General features: G+C 59.7%; 18 protein-coding genes. 4 read left to right on the top strand and 14 right to left on the bottom strand.

Translation table 11 applies throughout. The annotated features are described in order from the left end of the window. Positions 1-100 precede the first annotated feature (100 nt). On the top strand, positions 101-358 hold the full coding sequence (locus M5G26_RS09350) for a DUF1652 domain-containing protein (RefSeq protein ID WP_016983290.1): 258 nt from the start codon (positions 101-103) through the stop codon (positions 356-358). Positions 359-1,271: 913 nt separating this feature from the next. Then, positions 1,272-1,922 (top strand): trimeric intracellular cation channel family protein, encoded by a 651-nt coding sequence (locus M5G26_RS09345; protein WP_224789349.1) that lies wholly within the window; start codon positions 1,272-1,274, stop codon positions 1,920-1,922. Positions 1,923-2,051: 129 nt separating this feature from the next. Here M5G26_RS09345 and M5G26_RS09340 read toward each other — a convergent pair whose 3' ends face one another. Continuing rightward, the gene (locus M5G26_RS09340) at positions 2,052-2,819 is read right to left on the bottom strand and encodes an SDR family oxidoreductase (protein ID WP_034152479.1); all 768 of its coding nucleotides are present in this window, start codon (positions 2,817-2,819) and stop codon (positions 2,052-2,054) included. A gap of 22 nt (positions 2,820-2,841) precedes the next feature. Next, positions 2,842-3,909, bottom strand: a complete 1,068-nt coding sequence (locus M5G26_RS09335; RefSeq protein WP_273915111.1) for a phosphotransferase family protein — start codon at positions 3,907-3,909, stop codon at positions 2,842-2,844. 191 nt (positions 3,910-4,100) lie between these two features. Here M5G26_RS09335 and M5G26_RS09330 point away from each other — a divergent pair, with 191 nt between their 5' ends. Continuing rightward, positions 4,101-4,496, top strand: a complete 396-nt coding sequence (locus tag M5G26_RS09330) for a DUF4280 domain-containing protein (protein ID WP_007911072.1) — start codon at positions 4,101-4,103, stop codon at positions 4,494-4,496. Between the two features lie 248 nt (positions 4,497-4,744). Here the strand turns inward: M5G26_RS09330 and M5G26_RS09325 are convergent, their stop codons facing one another. The 12 genes from M5G26_RS09325 to tssB form a co-directional block, all read right to left on the bottom strand. After that, positions 4,745-5,287 (bottom strand): toxin-antitoxin system YwqK family antitoxin, encoded by a 543-nt coding sequence (locus M5G26_RS09325; protein WP_134173977.1) that lies wholly within the window; start codon positions 5,285-5,287, stop codon positions 4,745-4,747. Positions 5,288-5,299: 12 nt separating this feature from the next. Continuing rightward, entirely contained in the window at positions 5,300-7,309 is a 2,010-nt protein-coding gene (gene tssI / locus M5G26_RS09320; RefSeq protein WP_273915110.1) for a type VI secretion system Vgr family protein, read from the bottom strand. Between the two features lie 16 nt (positions 7,310-7,325). Then, positions 7,326-8,354, bottom strand: a complete 1,029-nt coding sequence (locus M5G26_RS09315) for an endonuclease/exonuclease/phosphatase family protein (RefSeq protein WP_134173973.1) — start codon at positions 8,352-8,354, stop codon at positions 7,326-7,328. Between the two features lie 9 nt (positions 8,355-8,363). Continuing rightward, positions 8,364-9,383, bottom strand: coding sequence for a hypothetical protein (locus tag M5G26_RS09310; RefSeq protein ID WP_134173971.1), 1,020 nt, complete (start codon positions 9,381-9,383; stop codon positions 8,364-8,366). Between the two features lie 126 nt (positions 9,384-9,509). Further along, entirely contained in the window at positions 9,510-11,006 is a 1,497-nt protein-coding gene (locus tag M5G26_RS09305; protein WP_273915109.1) for a hypothetical protein, read from the bottom strand. A gap of 77 nt (positions 11,007-11,083) precedes the next feature. Further along, positions 11,084-13,624: a type VI secretion system ATPase TssH gene (tssH, locus tag M5G26_RS09300; protein WP_273915108.1), complete on the bottom strand. Its 2,541-nt coding sequence runs from the start codon at positions 13,622-13,624 to the stop codon at positions 11,084-11,086. Positions 13,625-13,626: 2 nt separating this feature from the next. Then, positions 13,627-14,652 (bottom strand): type VI secretion system baseplate subunit TssG, encoded by a 1,026-nt coding sequence (tssG, locus tag M5G26_RS09295; RefSeq protein ID WP_273915107.1) that lies wholly within the window; start codon positions 14,650-14,652, stop codon positions 13,627-13,629. Next, positions 14,616-16,409, bottom strand: a complete 1,794-nt coding sequence (tssF, locus tag M5G26_RS09290; RefSeq protein ID WP_273915106.1) for a type VI secretion system baseplate subunit TssF — start codon at positions 16,407-16,409, stop codon at positions 14,616-14,618. The genes tssG and tssF overlap by 37 nt, the downstream gene beginning before the upstream one ends. Next, positions 16,393-16,836 (bottom strand): type VI secretion system baseplate subunit TssE, encoded by a 444-nt coding sequence (gene tssE / locus M5G26_RS09285; protein ID WP_273915105.1) that lies wholly within the window; start codon positions 16,834-16,836, stop codon positions 16,393-16,395. The genes tssF and tssE overlap by 17 nt, the downstream gene beginning before the upstream one ends. Positions 16,837-16,851: 15 nt before the next feature. Further along, positions 16,852-17,349 carry an Hcp family type VI secretion system effector gene (locus M5G26_RS09280; protein ID WP_007911046.1) on the bottom strand — a complete coding sequence of 166 codons (498 nt, stop codon included), beginning with the start codon at positions 17,347-17,349 and terminating at the stop codon, positions 16,852-16,854. A 74-nt stretch (positions 17,350-17,423) separates the two neighbouring features. Next, positions 17,424-18,905 (bottom strand): type VI secretion system contractile sheath large subunit, encoded by a 1,482-nt coding sequence (gene tssC, locus M5G26_RS09275; protein WP_007911038.1) that lies wholly within the window; start codon positions 18,903-18,905, stop codon positions 17,424-17,426. A 30-nt stretch (positions 18,906-18,935) separates the two neighbouring features. After that, positions 18,936-19,478 (bottom strand): type VI secretion system contractile sheath small subunit, encoded by a 543-nt coding sequence (gene tssB / locus M5G26_RS09270; RefSeq protein ID WP_064117633.1) that lies wholly within the window; start codon positions 19,476-19,478, stop codon positions 18,936-18,938. A gap of 227 nt (positions 19,479-19,705) precedes the next feature. Here tssB and M5G26_RS09265 point away from each other — a divergent pair, with 227 nt between their 5' ends. Then, on the top strand, positions 19,706-20,155 hold the full coding sequence (locus M5G26_RS09265) for a type VI secretion protein (RefSeq protein WP_134173952.1): 450 nt from the start codon (positions 19,706-19,708) through the stop codon (positions 20,153-20,155). The last annotated feature ends 26 nt before the right edge of the window (positions 20,156-20,181 follow it).

Here is a 20,181-nt window from a genome sequence, read left to right as displayed (position 1 = left end):
GGTGTTGGCGGGTGAGGTCTGTTCTTAGTCTGGTGGGGTGCGATACGAGCCTTTTTGGCTCGGGATCGCGGCCCTTCGCAGTCGTTATAGGAACAGTCTGATGATGAATCTTGCGCAGTTGCGCTCGCAGCTTGAACGCAGTTTTTCGCCGCTGGCGTGTGAATGTCTGGTGGATGGTGATCATTCGCTGACTGTGAAGCTTTATCACCCGGTGTCGGGGCAGGTGGATCTGGTGATCAGTGGGTTGAAGCTTGATGCGCTGCGTACGCCTGAGTCGGTTGATGCTTTGATTGAAGAGTTGCGGTATGAGCTGGAGAGCAACTCTTTGCGTTCTTCTCTTGATCCTGATTTGGCTTAGGTTTTTGGGTTTGGGTTTGGGTTTGGGCTTGGCGGCCTTTGGGCCGACCAGGTTCTTGGGGTTTGGGGTGAATATCCGTTTTTGTGGGTGCTGCGGCTGGCGGTTTCGCCCTTACGGCGAGTCACCTTTTCCAAACGCCGAAAAGGTAACCCAAAAGGCTTTGCCCTGACGTTCGGCCCCTCGCTGGGGCTTGGGGTTCCTTCGCTCCGGGATCGATCCGGGCGCATCGCCTACGGTTTGCTTCGCTGCACCTCCTCTCGATGTGTTCGACTTCGTCGAACGGTCGCTGCGCTCCCTCCCCCGGATCAATCCCTCCACTCAGCCTGCCGACGGGCTTCCAGATCAAGATCAAGAGCCGCAGCCGAGCTAACGCTCATCCTGTTGAGTGGTGAGAAGCAGGGGCGGTCGCGATTTGCTCTTGCTCTTCTGTGGGAGTGAGCCTGCTCGCGAAGGCGGCCTGACAGCCGGCCTGTTTTTTGCGGGAGTACTCCATCCAACTGTGGGAGCGAGCCTGCTCGCGATGGCGGCCTGTCTGGCAAAGCGAATCCCAGCCTGCCAACCTCGCTGATTCCAACGCAAAATCGACAGCCATACCCCTCCGATACGGCCCGTTCACTGGCGCTTGCGGGTGTCTCGGCTATAAAGAATGAGTGGTCAGGTCTTCCGTGGTCGGTTGGGTCGCGGAAGTTGCTCTTCCATTCATCGCGGGTCGTCCTATGAACCATCTTGGGAAACGCGTGTTGCCGTTGGCTTTTTTTGCAGTGCTGTTGGCTGGCTGTGCCAGTCCTCCACCCCCTCCGCCAGTGACGCCACCGCCACCGCCGGAACGCACTTGTCAGGTTCTCGAAAACACTGAGGTCGCTGGCGACATGTACGCCGACGGGCAGGTCACACGACACATCACCACCACCCGTTGCGTCACGCAGTAGCGCCGGCGGGGCGCAAGTCCCGGGTTGAGCGGATTGTGCTGGTGGCCGATCTGGCCGGTACGGCGGTGTTTGCCGTGGAAGGTGCGATTGCGGCGATGCGCAGTCAGCTCGACTTGCTCGGGGTGATGGTGATTGCGTTTATCGTCGCCCTCGGTGGCGGGGTTACCCGAGACTTGCTGATTGGTGCGACGCCACCCAATGCAGTGGCCGACTGGCGCTATCCGGCGCTGGCGTTTTTCATGGGGGGGCTGGCGTTTGTCTTTCATGAGCAAGTGCTGGGTTGGTCCGGTTCGACGCTGATCGTGCTGGATGCGGCGGGGTTGGCGTTGTTTGCCGTGGCCGGTGCGCAGAAGGCGTTGAATTTCGGGATCACGCCGTTTGTGGCGATGCTGATGGGCACGATCACGGGCGTTGGTGGTGGGGTGATTCGCGACATTGTGCTGGCGCGGATACCGGTGGTGTTGCAGGCGGACCTTTACGCGAGTTCGGCGTTTGTCGGTGCGGCGGTGTTGGTCATTGGGCGCAGGCTGGGCGTTTCACCGGTGGCGGCGGCGTTGCTGGCGGGGGCGGCGTGTTTGCTGTTGCGTTTGTTGTCGGTGCATTTCGGCTGGCAATTACCGAAAGTCATTGCCTGATACACAAATCCCTGTAGGAGCTGCCGAAGGCTGCGATCTTTTGATTTTGATTTTTTACAAACAACATCAAAAGATCGCAGCCTTCGGCAGCTCCTACAGGGACAAGATCAGTTCAAGTCCCGAGTGGGATCAGGACAGAAACCCACCATCCACATTCAGCGCAACACCCGTGGTGTAGCTCGACGCATCACTCGCCAGGTACAACACCGCACCGGCCATTTCACTCGGATCGGCCACACGCTTGAGCGGGATCTGCGTCAGCGCCTGCTTGAGAATCGCATCGTTCTTCACCAGCGCCGAGGCGAACTTGGTGTCGGTCAGGCCCGGCAGCAGGGCGTTGCAGCGGATGCCGAATTGCGCGCATTCCTTGGCAAAGACTTTGGTCATGTTGATCACCGCAGCCTTGGTCACCGAGTAGATGCCCTGAAAGATCCCCGGCGAAATGCCGTTGATCGACGCCACGTTGATGATGCTGCCACCGCCGTTCTCGCGCATCAGCTTGCCGGCTTCCACGGACATGAAGAAGTAGCCGCGAATGTTGACGTCGACGGTCTTCTGGAACGCGCTCAGATCGGTGTCGAGCACGTTGCAGAACTGCGGGTTGGTCGCGGCGTTGTTGACCAGAATGTCGAGGCGGCCGAACTGTTCCTTGATCCCGGCGAACACTTGGCTGATCTGCTCCATCTCACCGATGTGGCAGGCCACCGCAGTGGCTTTGCCGCCAGCAGCGATGATCGCGTCGGCGACGTGCTGGCAGCCGTCGAGTTTGCGGCTAGAGACGATCACGTGGGCGCCTTGCTGGGCCAACAGTTTAGCGATGGCTTCGCCGATGCCACGGCTGGCGCCGGACACGAAAGCGATCTTGCCGTCTAGGTCGAACAACTGAGTCTTGGACATAGGGGTTCCTTGGTGTGGGCCGTCAGAGGCTCGATTTCGCAATGACCTGCAAGCTCATCTGCTCCAGCAGTTTGTTCATGTGAATGAACTGCGCGAAGCGTTTGTCCTGGGTCTGGCCATGGTAGAAGCGGTAGTAGATCTGCTGCACGATGCCGGCCAGACGGAACAGGCCATAGGTGTAGTAGAAGTCGAAATTGTCGATCTGGATGCCCGAGCGTTCGGCGTAGTAATCAACGAACTCACGGCGGGTGAGCATGCCCGACGCGTGGCTCGGCTGGCGGCGCATCAGTTGCACCGGCGCCGGATCGTCCGCCTGAATCCAGTAGGCGAGGGTGTTGCCCAGATCCATCAGCGGATCGCCGAGGGTGGTCAGTTCCCAGTCGAGCACGCCGATGATCTGCATCGGGTTGTGCGGGTCGAGAATGACGTTGTCGAAGCGATAGTCGTTGTGGACGATGCTCGAGGTCGGGTGGTCGGCCGGCATCTTGTCGTTGAGCCAGGCTTTGACCTTTTCCCAGTGTGGCGCGTCGGGCGTCAGGGCTTTTTCGTAGCGTTCGCTCCAGCCTTTGATCTGGCGGGCAACGTAGCCTTCCGGTTTGCCCAGATCACCGAGGCCGCAGGCGTTGTAATCGACACGGTGCAGTTCGACGAAACGGTCGATGAAGCTCTTGCATAGCGCTTCGGTTTTCGCTGAATCGAGGCCCAGTTCCGGCGGCAGCTCCGAGCGCAGGATGATGCCGTTGACGCGTTCCATCACATAGAACTCGGCGCCGATCACTGATTCGTCGGTGCAGTGCACGTAGGCTTTCGGGCAGTACGGGAAACCGTCACGCAATTGATTGAGGATGCGGAATTCGCGGCCCATGTCGTGGGCGGATTTGGCCTTGTGGCCGAACGGCGGACGGCGCAGGACGAACTCCTGTTCCGGGTATTCCAGCAGGTACGTCAGGTTCGACGCGCCGCCGGGAAACTGGCTGATCGCAGGTGTGCCGCTCAGGCCCGGAATGTGCGCTTTGAGGTACGGATCGATCAGGCTGGCATCGAGTTCTTCGCCAGAGCGGATACGGGTGGACTGGTCAGTAAGCGCCATGCTTATCCCTTCTGCTTATTTTGGAGGCCAGACATCATTGGCTAATCTAATGGCGCGCTCAGGTCGCCACAAGCGCGGGCCGGTCTTATAGGTTAGCGTGTTGCCGGATAATCACCTTTGAGAATGTGCGCGACGGGCCGCGGCAGACTAAGGTTTAGCGGGTATGCCATGGGCAAGAAGGAGCTTGGAATATGGGCTGTCCGCAAGTCTGTGCCACGGCCACGTTGCAATGCAGCTTTGGCGCTGCGCCGTCGATGCTCAATGTGCTGCCAGTGAACCGCACGCTCACCGGCGGGATGCCGGCGGCGAACATCATGGATCACATTCCGTTGGTGAATATCCTGCCGTTTGGTGTGTGCATGAGCATGGCCAACCCGATGGTCGCCGCTGCAACTGCTGCCGCGCTGGGGGTGTTGACGCCGATGCCGTGTATTCCGGCGACGGCCACACCGTGGATTCCCGGCGGGGCGCCAACGTTGTTGCTGGGCGGGATGCCGGCGATCGATGCCAACAGCACGTTGATGTGCAACTGGGCGGGGGTGATCAAGATTGTGGTGCCGGGACAGATGCAGATGCTCATTCCCTGAGGTTTGGCGTTTATCCGAATCCCGTTGCCCCTCACCCCAGCCCTCTCCCGGAGGGAGAGGGAGCCGACCGAGTTGTCTGCCGAGATACATCGACCTGAACGACCGAGTCGATTATTAGCCCTGCGCATTGAATCGAGTCGATTATGGATTCACAGCAAGTCTTCCATGTCGGCGTAACTCGCCAATATCCCCCAATCAGTTCCCTCTCCCTTTGGGAGAGGGCTAGGGTGAGGGGCTCTTCAGGGGGCTCAAGCCTGCTGCGGATCCGCCCACTGCCGATACCACCAGCGCACCCGCGAAATCGGCTTGCCATCCGCACCCAGCGGCCGCCCATCCTCGGCAAATCCTTGCTCTGGCTCCAGCAATTGCCCGTTCACATAGCGCGCTTCCAGCGCCGGTTTGCCATTCGGATGAAAGCGCTGATAACGGCCCTCACGCACGCCATCGCGATAAAACTCCGCCTCCGCCACTTGCCCATTCGGGAAGTAATTGAACGCCTCCCCATGCAACAACCCGCGCCGATAGTTCGCCTTACGCTGCAGAAAACCTTCTGGCGCATAAAAACTCGCCACCCCCTGCAACTTGTCGCGCACAAACGGCATCTGCGCCGAGACCTTGCCGTTGGGGTGATAGAGCAGCGACGTGCCTTGCAGCTCGCCCTGGCTGTAATGCAGATCGGCTTGTTTGCGCCCGTCATCCTTGATGTTCAACGGGCCATCGAGTTGACCGTCCTGCAAACGCCCCTTGAGTTGCTTGTCATCCTGCTGCAGATCCAGCGGTGTGATCGCCATGGCTGCTCCTTGTCAGTTGACCTGCACCAGGCCGCCCTTGATGGTCAGCATGCCGCCGCCATCCACGGTCTGCGAGGCTGCGCCTTTGTTGGTCAGGCTGATCCCGGCATCGTTGGTCAGCGTCGTTCCGGCCTTGTTGTCCAGTGAGGTACCGGCCTGATTGGTCAAGGCAGTGCCGGCCTTGTGCGTGATCGAGGTGCTGGCCGAGGTCGCCAGATCAGCGCCGCTCTTGATCGTGAAGCTGCCGCCACTTTGCAGGGTGAGGGTGCCGCTGACTTTGATCGTCAGGTTGCCATCGACTGTCAGGCTGTAATCGCCGCTGACCTTGTCGGTGTAATTGCCGCCGGTGCTGTGATTCTGGTCGGCGCCGACTTTCACCGTGCGGCTGTCTTTGACATCGAGGCTGTCGCTGCCGGTCTGAATCGTGACGCTGCGTTTGCCTTTTTCCAGCGTCACGGTCTCATCGCCATCCTTGACCGTGCGGGTGCGGGCGTTCTGCACAGTAAGGGTTTCGTCGTGGCCGACAGTCGCGGTGGTGTCGTTGAGCACATTGATGTTGAGATCTTTCTGCGCTTGCAAAAACACCTCCTCAGCGTCCTTCTTGTCCTCGAAGCGCAACTCGTTGAAGCCACCGCCGCCCTTGGACGACTGAGTCTTGATACCCGATTGTGTCTGGTTGGCCGGCAACGCGTAGGGCAGGGCGTTGTCGCCGTTGAAGACGCAACCGGTCACCAGCGGTCGATCCGGATCACCGTCAATAAACGTGACGATGACCTCCTGACCGATGCGCGGAATGAACTGCATGCCAAAGCCTTTGCCGCTCCACGGTAGTACCACGCGCACCCAGCAGGAACTGGTTTCGTCGTTCTTGCCGTCGCGATCCCACGGGAACTGCAACTTGATCCGGCCGTACTCGTCAGTCCAGATTTCCTCTCCGGACTTGCCCACGACAATCGCCGTTTGCGGATGCATGCGCGGTTTTGGCGTGAGACGTTGTGGACGGAACGGCGTGGCTTTGGGAATGGCTTCAAAGCGGTTGCGATAGATTTCATGGCTGACGTCGTGGGTCACCCGGGTCACCACCCAATCGATGTTCAGACTCGCATCTTCATGTCCGTCGAGAGTGAACCAGTGCCCCGGAACCAGCCAACGGCAGTCGCTTTCGCCGACAAAACGTTTTTCCTCGCTGCGCAAGCCATCGACTCGCTGTTTGGTCAACCCATCACCGCGTGCCTTGGCGTTGTAACCGCCCGGGTGCTCATAGATCGAAAGCGGCCCGGCCACGGCTTCGGCCTGGCCGTAGAGTGAAGTCGTCGGCGTGGTGAACTCATAATCCGTCGCCCGATAGACCCCGACTACCGCTTGCAGACACACCTGTCCGGAACGAATGCCATGCAGTTCACGCCCGCCCAATCCCTGTCCCAGGTACTTGACCGTCGGCCCGTTGGGGATTTGTACGAAGGCGTCGTTGCTGTCGCCAAGCACCAGCGTGTGCTTGCCTTCATCGTGGGTAAAGAACCAGAAGATGCCTTCTTCCTCCAGCAGCCGTGAGACGAAGGCGAAATCGGTTTCGCCGTACTGAACGCAGTAATCACGCGGGGTGTAACTGCCGGTCAGCGACAGCTTGAAATCGCTGAAGCCATGGGCCTTGAAAATCGTCGTGACGATGTCCGAGGTGGCGAGGTTCTGGAACACGCGGTTATTACTCGCCAGCGTCAGCCACCAGAGCCAGGGCCTTAGTACCAGTTGATAGCGCTCGGCCGTGGCGTCGGCAGGCAACTGGCGGATCTCCGCGACCAGCGCATCGAACGGGCGCAGTTGCGCGTCGTTGTGAAACGTCGTGGTGACGTGTGTGGCGACGGCGCTGGTCAGGGTCAGAGACGCGCCGTCATTGAGGCCGCCGAGGGTTTGCGAACCGAGTGCATTGAGCGCTTCTTCACCGGATAGCGATTCAGGATAAAGCGCCGACAATGAAGTAGCGGTGAGTGACAGGCTGGTGTTGCTGTCGGTTGAGCGGGGCATGGAGTGGTCTCAATGGCTAAGACATTGAACTATCGTCAATGGGGGTTGAGCCGAGTGACGTTGATACCGAGGCGCCAGTCGCTATTGTTGCCGTTACTGGTGGGGAGCCAGAGGATGTCGAAGGTGAGGGTGGGACCACGCCATAGGTAAACAGTACCGGGAAATGATCACTTCTTATGGGCATGCCCAAACAGATTTTCTGGATGACCGTAGTGCGATGCCTGACAGACTCTCCCGATGTAACGCTGTTTGCGCTGCCTTCGCACACGGCGCTCCATTTCTCCAATTCATGGACGTATGCATAGTCCAGCAAACTCAGCCGGGTCGTCGGATGTCGTGGTGTCCCATCAATGGCATGGTTCCATTTGTATTCTTCTTCAAAATATTCTTTTGGCGTGTGTTCAAGAAAGTGTCCGAGCTCCTGCATGTCCCGTAGTTCTCGGCGGGAGGAACTCACGTCGTCACTCAGGATGTTGACATGTGTATAGCCCGGATAGGCTGGCGTCAATTTGTGCATTTTCATTATGAGGTCAGGATTTCCGTCAGTCGGTACGTTCAAATCGCCACCAAAAAATACCAGCTTGACCTTGAGACCTTGAATGTAAGCTATTGCGTTGATGATATTGCCCAGTGCCCGCTTTGAAGCATTAGCATGGTAGAAGCCGTAACATAAATCGGTAGTTCTATGGCGGATGAGCAGTACCCCGCGTTGCTCTTTGTCATCCAAAGGTACGTGTGCTGAAATGTCGGTGAACTCTCTGGCGATTGCGTTTTTTACAAAAACGATTGAGCCCAGCGTAGTGACTTTGGTTTTTGCACTCTCAGGCTGAAGAACGCTTATCGGGCTGTATTCAGCGCTCAGATCCCTTATTAACTGGGTGTTTGCGGCGCCTGATTTACCCGTTTCGAATAAGGCAAAAATGTCGGGACTTCTTTGTTTCAGGTAATAAACCAGGAAGGCAAGTTTTTCCCTGTAAGCCTCGGACAGCGTCGCGTTTTGCTCATCGAAGTGTTGGGCATTCCAGGTCATTATGGTGAGCGGCATTTTCGGGTCTCACTTTTTAGAAGTAATTTGCTTAATCAGATGTTCAGAAAATGCCGCCAGAAAGTCTTCATGAATGCCGATGCAATCCGATTCATTTTGTTTCTTGATGAACGCGTGTGACGAGGTGCTCTGATGCTCCCCGCTGACTTCTACTGCCAGACCCATCAGCTCTTCTATTGCTTTTCCCTGAAGCTCTATTGTCAATACCCCACCATGGGTTACACCGGGGCTTCCTTTCTTGAAGTAAAACCACTTGTGCCTTTCGAATGAATGCTCTCCTTGCGATACCACCTGCGTTTCCATGGCATAAGCTTTCTCCTTGTCACTGACGTTGCGCTTGAGTACCTCTTTGGTTGTTCCTTTGGGCCAGGCAAGGATACGGTCCAGATGAGCTTGCCTGGCACGGGTGGCGGGAACCTCCTTGATCCAGAAGTCAGCACACTCGTTGATTTTCTTCCAATAAGTACTGTCAGGCGTTACAGCGTCTCCAGCGTTCAATGCCGATCGCGCCTCTTCCAGTTTCAACGCTTGCAGATGAGAACGGTTGTACTTGTTCGCGGGCGTTTCAACCAAGTGGGTCGCGGCCAACGTACCTAGAAATCCAGCGTAGAGCTGCAAGTGAACTCGGGTGATTTTGAAGTCATGCAACGAGGCTTGTGCAACTCCGTGTTTGGCGTATTCATCAAGCGCAGGGCATTGCCCCAAACCATTGAAGTAAGCATCCGTCGCGGTGTGTTCGCTTTGCAGTTTGATTAGGCCTTGGGGTTTGATCGTGCCTGTCCACAGGGTGTCGATACTGGTCGCCAATGCCGTTATCAAAGGTTGACCGCCGATTGCGGGGGGGCGTCCAGTCCATAACGTGTCGATTGAAATGGCGAGCTGCTGTGGATGAGCACGCTCATAGGCTTGAAAATAGGCAACGTGTTTGCCATGAGTAAAAAAAGCGACGATGGCTTCTTTTACACTGGCAAGTGATACATCACTGGCATCCAGCCAATTGTTCTGGTTATTGAATAACGTAAAGTTCATGGCTGAGTCATCCCTGCAATTTTCGTCCGGTTCACCTCTAAGGTGATTTATGAAATGGGGACGGATTTATGTGTTTGTTCATCCATTTATTCCTCAAACGGCAAAAACAAATCCGTCCCCGTTCATTCACTTCTGAGCATTTTTGGCTTCGGCTGCCTTGGCCTGTTGCCACATCGGAATCGCCTTGAACGCGGTCACCATGTCGTAATCCAGCGCCACCGGTTTCGCACCTGCTGAGGTGTCGGGGCCCATCGGGGTCTTGCCGTCGCGGCTCTGGAACCAGCTCATCCAGAGTTTCGATCCGGGTTCGGCCATGACCAGTGCCGCGTCAGGGTCACTGCCCGAAAGTGGTGGATCGATGGTTTGCGGTGGCTGGCTGGAGGTGGGCAGCAAGAACGAGGTCATCGGATATTGGGCGCTGCTGTGGCAACCCAGGCATCCGGCACTGGCCAGACCGGCCGGGTAGTAGTGCGAGGCGGCCCAGGCAGGCGTCACGACGGCGCCGTCGTTCGGGCCTGACAGTCGGCCGTCCCAGCCCAGTGTCGAGACCGCGTAAACCGGTGACTTGGGGTTGACCCAGTTTTCGCTGAGTTTCGGATTGACCGTAACGGGCGGAGTCAGCGCCGTGGGTGCTGTGTTGATGACGTCCGGGTTGCCGCCCCAGGTGGCCCCCAGCGGAATCATCTTGTCCCAGGCGTCTTTGCCCGGCGCGTTCTTGTCGTACACCAGGGTGGAGAAAACCCAGCCGGTTTGCGGGGAAGCGACGCTGTCTTTGACGATGATGTCGAACTGCATCAACGATACATTGGTCATGGCCGGTTGAGTGGTGGTGCCATTGAAGTCTTTACCGACGCATTGGGTTTTATTCAATGCACTGCCATTGCTGGTGTTCACCGGTGCGTAGATCTCCCACTGGGCGGCGCCTTCCATGGGCGCCCAATCGCTGCCACAGGCACTGACCATGGCGAATTTGATGATGACGCTGCCTTCGGCAAACTGCGTAGTGGTCGTCTCCAGCACCGGATTCATCGCGCGCTCTGGGGTTTTGCCCCAGATATCGCCGAGGGTTTTCGCCGCGCGGGTGTCGTACAGCGTCAGCACATAAGTGGTCACCGGCAGGGTTTGATCCGTCAGTGTGCCAGCTGGGAAGCCTGACCCGACATACACGCCACGAATGGGCTCACGTTCAATGCCCAGCCAGATCGAGTCGTACCAGCCACTGTTCTGGTAATTCCAGTTGGCATAGTCATAGACAATTTTGCGCATGTCGGGAGAAACGTAGTCCTTCAGCGCCTGAACGTAGGCACCGGCATTCGCCTGGGTGATTTTGCCGTTGCCGGTGGCCTTGCTCCACGCAAAGGAGGTGCCGGCCGGTAGTTGCGTCGGATAATCATGGCTGAGCGTGAACAGCGGCCCTTTGTAATTCGGTGGCGGGGAAATGGCCGAGGTCAGGAACGGGTCGATCTGTAAATTCGCGTCACTGAGTTTTTCGACCGTGGAGGTCAGGAAGGACACCTTGCCCACCAGTTCGTTTTCGGAATGCCGAGTGTCGGCCTGCGCAGGCAGCGGTATCGCGATACAGGCTCCCAGTAGGCTCAACGGGTATTTCAGGCTGTTTTTCATGACATTATCCTTGTCAGTTGTGGCAGAGCGCCTTTCTTTCATCACGGTTTTAGTGCACTTGTTGCGGACCCTGGGCCTTACTCCAATACCCACTCCGCCAATTTTCCGGTCACTTGCGTCATCAACACATTCTCGATATCCCTTGCTCCTGCCGCGCTGCACTTGGCGAGCACCGCTTTGACAATTCCCGAATCAAACTCGAACTGTTTGCCCGTCGCTGCCTTGTAGCGGCCACGCAATTTCTCCAGCTTCGCCAGCACAATCCCTTCCAGCGTCGCCTCATCCAGCGGCCGATACGCGACCACGGTCATCCGCGCCAGAAACGCCGGGCGGAAGGCTTGCAGCAGGACTGAGTGCAGGGCTTCGTTAAAGGCTTCCGAGCCGAGTTGTGCAACCGGTGTGTCGAGCAAAAGCTCAGCGCCGACATTGCTGGTGGCGAGCATCACGGTGTTCTTGAAATCGACTACCAATCCGGTTCCGTCCTCCATCAAGCCTTTGTCGAACACGTTGTAAAACGCCTCGAGCACATCCGGGTGTGCCTTCTCGATTTCATCCAGTAGCACCACCGAATACGGTTTGCGCCGCACCGCTTCGGTCAGGACGCCACCGCTGCCATAACCGACATAACCCGGCGGTGCGCCTTTGAGTTGGCTGACGGTGTGGGCTTCCTGATATTCCGAAAGGTTGATGCTGATCAGGTTGCGTTCGCCGCCGTATAACGCATCGGCCAGGGCATAAGCGGTTTCGGTTTTGCCGACGCCGGTTGGGCCGACCAGCAGGAACACACCCACCGGTTTTTGCGGATCGGTCAGTCCGGCGCGGTAGGCCTGCAAGCGCTGGGCGATGGTGTTGAGCGCGGTGCTCTGGCCCATCACCCGTTGGCCCATACGCTGACCAAGGGTGCGCACGGCGTGGGCTTCGTCGGCGAGCATTTTGCCGACGGGGATACCGGTCCAGCCGGCAATCACGGCGGCGACGGTTTTTGTGTCGACCTGCTCGGGTACCAGTGGATCGTCCTGGCGGATCGCATCGAGCCCAGCCTCAAGGCGCAGCAGTTCGGCGGCGAGATGATCGATACGGCTGTCGATGGCTTCATCGGGTTTGTCGCTGTCGGCACGTTCGCTCAAGGCCAGCAGCTCGCGCCGGGTATCGAGCAGTTCGCGCACGGCCACGCGCTCTTCGCCCCAGCGGGTTTGCAGTTCGCGAATCGCCTGCACGTTGCTCTTCGACTCGCTTTCCAGCAGCGTGATGCGTTCGCGGTGGTCCAGCCCGGTGGCCTGTTCACGGCGCAGGCGTTCGACTTCTTCTTGCAGACTTTGCTGGCGGTGACGCAGGCTTTCCAGCGGCGGCGGGACGTCGTGCTGGCCGAGGGCGACCCGGGCGCATGCAGTATCGAGCACGCTGATGGCTTTATCCGGTAATTGGCGGCCGGAAATGTAGCGGTGCGAGAGCTTCACCGCTTCATGAATAGCCGCATCGAGCACCTGCACGCCGTGATGCTGTTCGAGTTTGGCAGCCACGCCACGGAGCATTTCCACGGCAGTGATTTCGTCCGGCTCTTCAACCTGCACCAGTTGAAAGCGGCGGGCGAGGGCGGGGTCTTTCTCGAAGTATTTTTTGTATTCCAGCCATGTCGTGGCGGCGAGGGTGCGCAACTCGCCACGGGCCAGCGCCGGTTTCAGCAGGTTGGCCGCATCGCTGCCACCCTCGGCACCACCCGCGCCGATCAACGTGTGGGCTTCGTCGATAAACAGGATGATCGGTTTTTCGGCACTGCGCACCGCATCGATCACGCCTTTCAAACGCTGTTCGAATTCACCTTTGACCCCCGCACCGGCCTGCAGCAGACCCAGATCCAGCACGCGCAAACTGACGTCCTGCAACGATGGCGGCACGTCCCCGGCGGCAATGCGCAGGGCCAGGCCTTCGACCACGGCGGTTTTGCCCACCCCCGGCGCGCCGACCAGAATCGGATTGTTTTGCCGGCGGCGCAGCAGAATGTCGATGCATTGACGAATTTCGCCGTCGCGGCCAACGATCGGATCAATGCGTCCGGCATGTGCGTCGGCGGTGAGATCCTGGGTGTATTGATCGAGTACCGAGTCCTGGCGCGGTGCTGAATTGGCCGATGAGCCCGTGCGCGCACCGACGTGTTCACGAGAGTTCTCCGTCCACTCCAGCAGGTTCGCGCGCAGTGCTTCTTTGGGAATGCGCAGCAACGACGAAGCACTGTTAAGCAACAGACTGCGGCGCTCATCGCGATCGACCAACGCCAACAACAGCAACCCGGAACGAATGCTGTCGAGCCCCAAGACACTGGCCTGCACCACCGCGTCTTCGAGCAAACCCAAGGTGTGCGACGACAGTGCTGGCGTGCGCGTGCTGCCGGCCTTGAACAGATCCAGCGCCTTGTTGATCTCCGCCGTCAGCGCGTCACGTTCGAGGCCGAAGCGCGGCAACAGAAAAGCCAGATCGCCGCCCTCGATGTCGAGCAGTTCCAGCAACAGATGTTCGATCTCGACAAAGTGATGTCCGCGCTGCAAACAGCGCTGGGCCGCGCGTTCGAGGGCGCGACGATTGTCCGGGTTGAGGCGTCCGATCAGGCTGGCCAGTTCCATGTTCAGGTGATCTCCAGCTGACGAAGGCGGGTTTCGATCATTTGCACATTGAGGCTGGCCTGACGCTGCAAACCGCCGTTCCAGCTGACCAGGGCCGGCGCCTGTCGACTGAGTTTCATCGGCACGGCACCGCGGACCCGCAGCACCAGTCTGACCTCCAGGTCCGGGCCGAAATACAGTGCCGCGAGACTGGCCAGTGCCGGGTGCGCTTCGCCATCCGGCAAGAAGCGTGCAGCCTGCGCCGACGGCAACGGTCCGAGGATCAGGCGAATGCCGGCATGTTCATCCCAGACCCGTGTGCCGGCCACGGCACTGCGACCCAGTTGCAGATTGCGCCCGCCGGGTTTCATCACACTGCGGCTGGCGGTTGGAATAAGGCGCCAGGCACCTTCATAAGCGCTCAACTCGACGGGCACGGCGAACTGCTCGCGGACAATCGCGGCGAACCCGGCCAGCGACCGGCGGCCGTCGGCAAAAAGCGCGGTGCACGCCAATACCGCGCAATCGGGCACCGCCTGACGTTCCTGCAAAGCCTTGGGCAGCAAACCGGTCAGCGCGCGCAATTGCGCCTGCACCGGTGAAGCCCCCGGTGTGACGAAACCCAGCGCCACCCGGTGCTTGCGCATCACTTTGTAGAGCAGGCTGAGCAAGCGATGCTGGAACAGATCGAGAAACGCCGCCGGCGCATGATCCTTGGCCCGCGCCCGTTGTTGCAGCCAGTCCTGATAAGCGTAGGGGAGTGGGCCGTCAGGACCGCCGAGGCCGAATATCGGCGTGTCGATCGTCAGCGGCTCGCCCGGTTCTTCGCGCAAGGCTTCGAGCTGGCTGATGGCAAACATCGGCGTCAGTGGTCCACGCAGTTTCACCGCTTCGGCCTGAGGCGAGGTGCCGCTGCCGAGGGGTTCGGCCTGAGGTTGCTCGCGTTCCAGCAGCAGCAACGCCTGCAACAACTCGAACGCCTGCGGATCGCGGCGCAGACGTTGGCTCAGCGTCAGAGCGACAGCGGCATGCCGGCTTGGGGTTGCCATGCCTTGACCTCCTTGTCGGACTGCATCAGCACCGTGCGCACAAAGCGATTGGCCGTGGCGTACAGGGAAAAGAACTGCGCCAGCACCGCCGAAAACAGCACCGCGCTGCTGCCGACAAAGTGCTGCGGATCAAGCTGCAATTGCACTTCAAGACCATTGCGCCAACCGCGCCAGGCATCGGCACCGACATGGCCGATCACGCGTTCGCAATTGAGCCCCAGCAAGCCTTCGATCTGGCGTAAAGCGCTGGCCTCCTCACGCAGGTTATGCAGATGCAGAATCTCTTTCAGCGCGTCCAGCGCCTGCGGGCCTTCCACCAGCGACAGGTGATTGAGGGTCAGTTGCGACACCAGGCGCCAGCGCGAATCACCGTCCAGGCGCGGCAGACTTTGCGCGCTCGGCGGATTGCGCAGGCGTGCCCAGGCGACGGGACCAGGGCGCTCGAAACCCAGCGGCGTACCGGCCGGCAGACTTTGCGCCAGATGACGATTGGTGCAGAGCAACTCTGCGGTGAGGCTGTAATCAGGCAGATCGGTCTGTGGCTCGAAACGGGTGTCGACCACGCTCACCAGCAAATCACTGCCAAGCCGGTTCGGTGTCAGGCCGTTGACGCGCCGCGCATGCCAGTAACGCTGTTGCTCGCCGCCGCTGTGCTGGCTGCCGTAATACGCCGGCAGACGCTGCACGCCGGCACTGGAACTGGCACGCATGCCGCGAATGCTGTGGATCTCGACACTGTTTTCGCGGTGGCTGTCGGCGATCAACCGATACTCGCTGCGCGTGCCATCGGGGCGCAGCGGCTCGGAAGTACGCGGGAACAGGTTGATCACCGGTGCGCAGCCCAAGGCAATGTCGCTGGCTTGCAAGTGCACGCGGCTGCCGGGGGCACGGTCGAAAACGATGTACAGATAGAGTGTCTGACTGTCGCTGGAGACACCGCCCAGTGGCAGATCGAAGAAGTGGAATTTGTCCGGGAACGCAAAGTATTCGGCGAGCAAACGCATGCCCGGATGGACGCCGTCTTCATCCGGCAGCAGCGCTTCGTCATCAGCGAAACCGACGATGTTCGGCAAGCCTTTCAGCGCTGTCGGAACGCTGCCCGGCGACCCCGCCAGTACCTGCACTGCATGGGCGCCGAGCAGGTCATACAGGCAGGCATTGACCACCGGTGACGCCGCCAGATGAATGCGCAATTGCTCGATGCCCAGCGCCGACCATTGGCTTTCCCCGCGGCAGCGCAGACTCAGGCGCAATGCCGAACGCGACTGCGCCACACCGGTCAATGCCTGGGCTTCGTCGCTGCCGAGCAACAACGCCTCGGTGACTTCGATCGGCCACAAATGCACGGCGGCCGACGTACGAAAGTGAATGCTTTCGCCCTTGCTGGTGGTCACGAACAGCGGCGTGTCACGGGGCAGGGGATAGCCGTCGTCGAGATTGCCTTTGCTCGGGTCAGGCTCGAACTGCACGATGGCGCAGGACGGCAGCGGCCGCATCGCCAACGGATAAAGTTGCTCGAGCAGCGCATCGCTGAACTCGGCGTAGTCGTCATCCAGACGCCGTTGCAAGCGGGCGGCGAGCAGGGCGAAACCTTCCAGCAAACGCTCGACGTGCGGATCGGGACATTCGCCCGGCGACAACTCCAGACGCCGCGCGACTTTCGGATAGCGCTCGGCAAACTGACTGCCGGCGTGGCGCAGCCAAGTGAGTTCGCGTTGGTAGTAGTCGAGCAGTTGCGGGTCAATCGAGTCGCTCATGGCGCACCTCCAGCCCTTGGCCGCCGGGCTCGATGACGAATGCCACCGGCCACTGCTGGCGACCGCTGCGCAACTCACCGAGCAGGCGAATGCTCATTTGCTGCGGATGCTCGGGCAACGGATTGACCTGAACGTCGCCCAGCAGCAGGCGCGGTTCAAAATGCGTGATGGCTTCGCGGATGTCCCGTGCCAGCCGCCGACGGTCGTCGCTGCGCTGCTGTTGCAGTGCGCTCCAGTCGGCGATGCCATAGTCGATCACACTGGGTGGTGTGGTCAGCGTGCGCGGGCCACGCCGCGTATTGAACAGGCGCCCGAGCTCGGCGTGCACCGAGTCGAGCAAGTCCTGCCGATCGAACTCGCGCGCACCCTCGGCCTCGCTGGACGCGAGGCGTTCGAACAGCGGTGCGCGCATGCCGGTGCCTGCCATGGCCAGAGCGCCGGGTTAGCTGACAAGCTTGTTGGCGGCCATGTCCCAGGTCGACGCGGCGGTGCCTTCCTTGGTGCCATCGTCTTTCTGTGCGGTGAGTTCCCATTTGATCTTGGTGAAGTTCAGCGACACGGTTTCCACCGGTTTACCGCCGGTGCCGCCGCTGACACTGACGTTGGACAGCACCACGTTGGTGAGGGTGTAGACGATAAAGGGCATCAACTGCCCGCTGCCTTCGGCGGCGTTGCGGCCGATGGTGATGATGGCTTCGGGGATCGGTTTGCCCGCGCAGCAGTATTCGTTGAGTGACGGCGTCGAGCTGTCGATAAACTTGGTCACGGTGAACTCGCCGACATGGGGTTTGCCGGAGGTGCGCTCCGAGTTGCTGACGTCGTTGGTGACTTGCATCGCCACGTTGTGGCTGTAGGACATGACTTCGATCTTGTCCGCAAAACCTTCGAGCAGGCTGTCGCCTTTGATGTCGCCGCCGAGGTCGAGAATGATTGCATCCATCGCTTGAAACTCCTGAAGGGTGTCGCGCTAGATAGAGAAAGCCCCCACCGCAGCAGCGGCGGGGGCAAAGCAGGTCAGGCAGCAACCGGTGGCGGCAAAGTCGCCACCAGGCGGATCGACGCGGTCAACTCTTCGAGCTGGAAGTGCGGGCGCAGAAACACCGTCGCGCGATAGGCACCGGGTTTGCCAGCCACTTCGGTGACGTCCACCCGCGCCTCACGCAACGGGTACTGCGCCTTGATTTCCTGCGGCGCGTTGTCGTTGATCAGCACGTAATCGGCGATCCAGTTATTGAGGTAGGTCTGCACGTTGTCGCGGGTCATGAAACTGCCGACCTTGTCGCGCATGATCACCTTCAGGTAATGGGCGAAACGCGAGGCCGCGAGCACGTACGGCAACATCGCCGAGATCCGCGCGTTGGCGTTGGCCTCATTGGTGTTGTAGACCTTGGACTTGTTGGTGGTCTGGCCGCCGAAGAACACCGCGACGTCGCTGTTTTTCTTGTGGCACAGGGCGATGAAGCCGAGGTCGTTGAGTTCCTTCTCGCGGCGGTCGGTGATCGCCACTTCGGTCGGGCATTTCAGCGACAGGTCGCCGGAGCTGGTGCGGAAGGTGTGCGCCGGCAGGCCTTCGACCGCGCCGCCGCCTTCAGCGCCACGAATCGCCGCGCACCAGCCGTACTTGGCGAAGGCTTCGGTGATGCGTTGCGACAGCGCCCACGCGGCATTGCCCCACAGGTATTTGCTGTGGTCGGTGCCGTTGACGTCTTCGACGTAGTTGATGCCTTCCACCGGCGAGGTGTCGGGGCCGTAGGGCAGACGCAGGAGGAAATGCGGCAGCACCAGAGAGACGTAGCGCGAATCTTCGCTCTCGCGGAACGAGCGCCACTTGATCAGCTCCTGGCTCTCGAAGACCTTGGACAGATCACGCGGCACCGCCAGTTCGGTGAAGCTGTTCATGTCGAACAGGCGCGGGCTTGCGGCGGCAATGAATGGCGCGTGAGCCGCGGCGGCGACGTTCGACAGTTTCTCCAGCAGGCCGATGTCCTGCGGGTGCCGGCCAAAGGTGTAGTCACCGACCAACAGGCTGAACGGGTGGCCACCGAAGGTGCCGTATTCCTCTTCGTAGATCTTTTTGAACAGCGCGCTCTGGTCGAATTCGACGGCTTTCTCCAGGTCGTTCTGCAACTCTTTCTGCGTCACGTTGAGCAGGCGCAGTTTCAGCCGCGTGCTGGTTTCGGTGTTCTGCACCAGCAGGTGCAGACCGCGCCACGAGGCTTCGAGTTTTTGCAGGTCGGGGTGGTGCAGGACCTCGTTGAGCTGGGCGCTGATCAGCTCGTCGATCTGGCTGATGCGGTCGTTGATCATCGCCACGGTGTCCTTGTCGATGGCCATGCCTTCGTCGAGGACCTGGGTGGCGAACTCCGCGAGCATGTCGCGAGCGTAATCCTGCTGACTGTCATCGTGGGCCATGCGGCCGTCGAGAATGATCTGGTCGAGCAGGGAAAGTGTCTCGGTCGTACTGTCGCTGGCTTGTTTCTGAGCTGAAGCGGGCATGGCGAATTCTCCCCTCGATTAGGTGGACGATCAGGCTTGCGGTTCGGCCGGGGCCTCGGCGTCAGCGGCCGGGGTAGCGGTGTCCGGGCGGGCCGATTTGATTTCCTGCAGGCCTTCGGTGTTGGCGATGACATCGCGCAACAGCTTGTCCAGGTCATCGTTGCCATCGAGTTTGGTCAGCAGATCGCGCAGGCGCTGGCGGGCTTCGAACAGGCGCCGCAGCGGGGTGACTTGTTCCACCACTTTGACCGGATCGAAGTCGTCGATGTGTTTGAAATTGAGTTCGATATTGAGCTTGCTGTCGTCGCCGCTGAGGGTGTTGTTGACCTGCAGCGTGGCGCGTGGGCCGATCGAGGCGAGCACTTCATTGAAGTTGTCGCGGTCGATTTCGGTAAAACGCCGTTCAGTCAGTTTTGCCAATGGTTCGAGCGGCTTGCCCGAGAGGTCAGCGAGGATGCCGACCACCAGTGGCAATTCCTTTTTCTCGATGGCGTTGCCGATTTCGACGTCGTAAGTGATTTGCACTCGGGGCGGGCGCACCCGGTCGAGCTTGTGCTGAGTACTTTCTGCCATGACGGCGGACTCCGATGCGATGAGCGGGCGCAATGCATCGGGGAGGCCCGTTCATCGCTTTCCCTTGCTGGACCGTAGGTTAGAAAGGGAGGCAGATGACCTGTCGTTCCTTTGACAAACCTTCTTGATTCGGCTGTAGGAACCGAACTACCCAAGACGCTAGAACAGGTCTATAAAAAAGCAAGCAAAAACATTTTTGGACAGGTTCGTGAAAAGGAAAATTCATTTTGCGTACACGACTTTTTCTAACGCTGGTGTTGGTGACTCTGGCCGGTTGCTCGTTCTTCGGGCCGAAAGTTGACCTCGACAGCCTGACCCTCGACGTCGCCCCGAAAGCCAACGACGACACGCCGATTGCCGTGGATTTCATCGCGGTCGCCGACCCTGATCTGCTCAAGCAATTGTCGGGCATCAGTGCCAGCCAGTGGTTCGCCGGACGCGAGCAGTACCAGCGCGACTATCGTCAGTTGATGAGCGTGTGGGGACTGGAGCTGGTGCCGGGGCAATTCATCGACCGCCAACCCTTCCCGTTGGGGGGCAAGAAGGCTGCTGGACTTTTGGTCTTCGCCAGCTATAACACACCCGGAGCACACCGCTTGCGGCTCGACGATCAGAGTGAGGCGTGGCTGAAATTCGACAGTCGCGAGATGAGCCTGGTCAACGCCACCGAACACTGAAACACCACCGCTGCCGCCGGATCGCG

This window comes from Pseudomonas sp. TNT2022 ID642 (assembly GCF_028656995.1).
Lineage (GTDB): Bacteria > Pseudomonadota > Gammaproteobacteria > Pseudomonadales > Pseudomonadaceae > Aquipseudomonas.
This window is presented reverse-complemented; position numbering and strand designations above follow the sequence as displayed.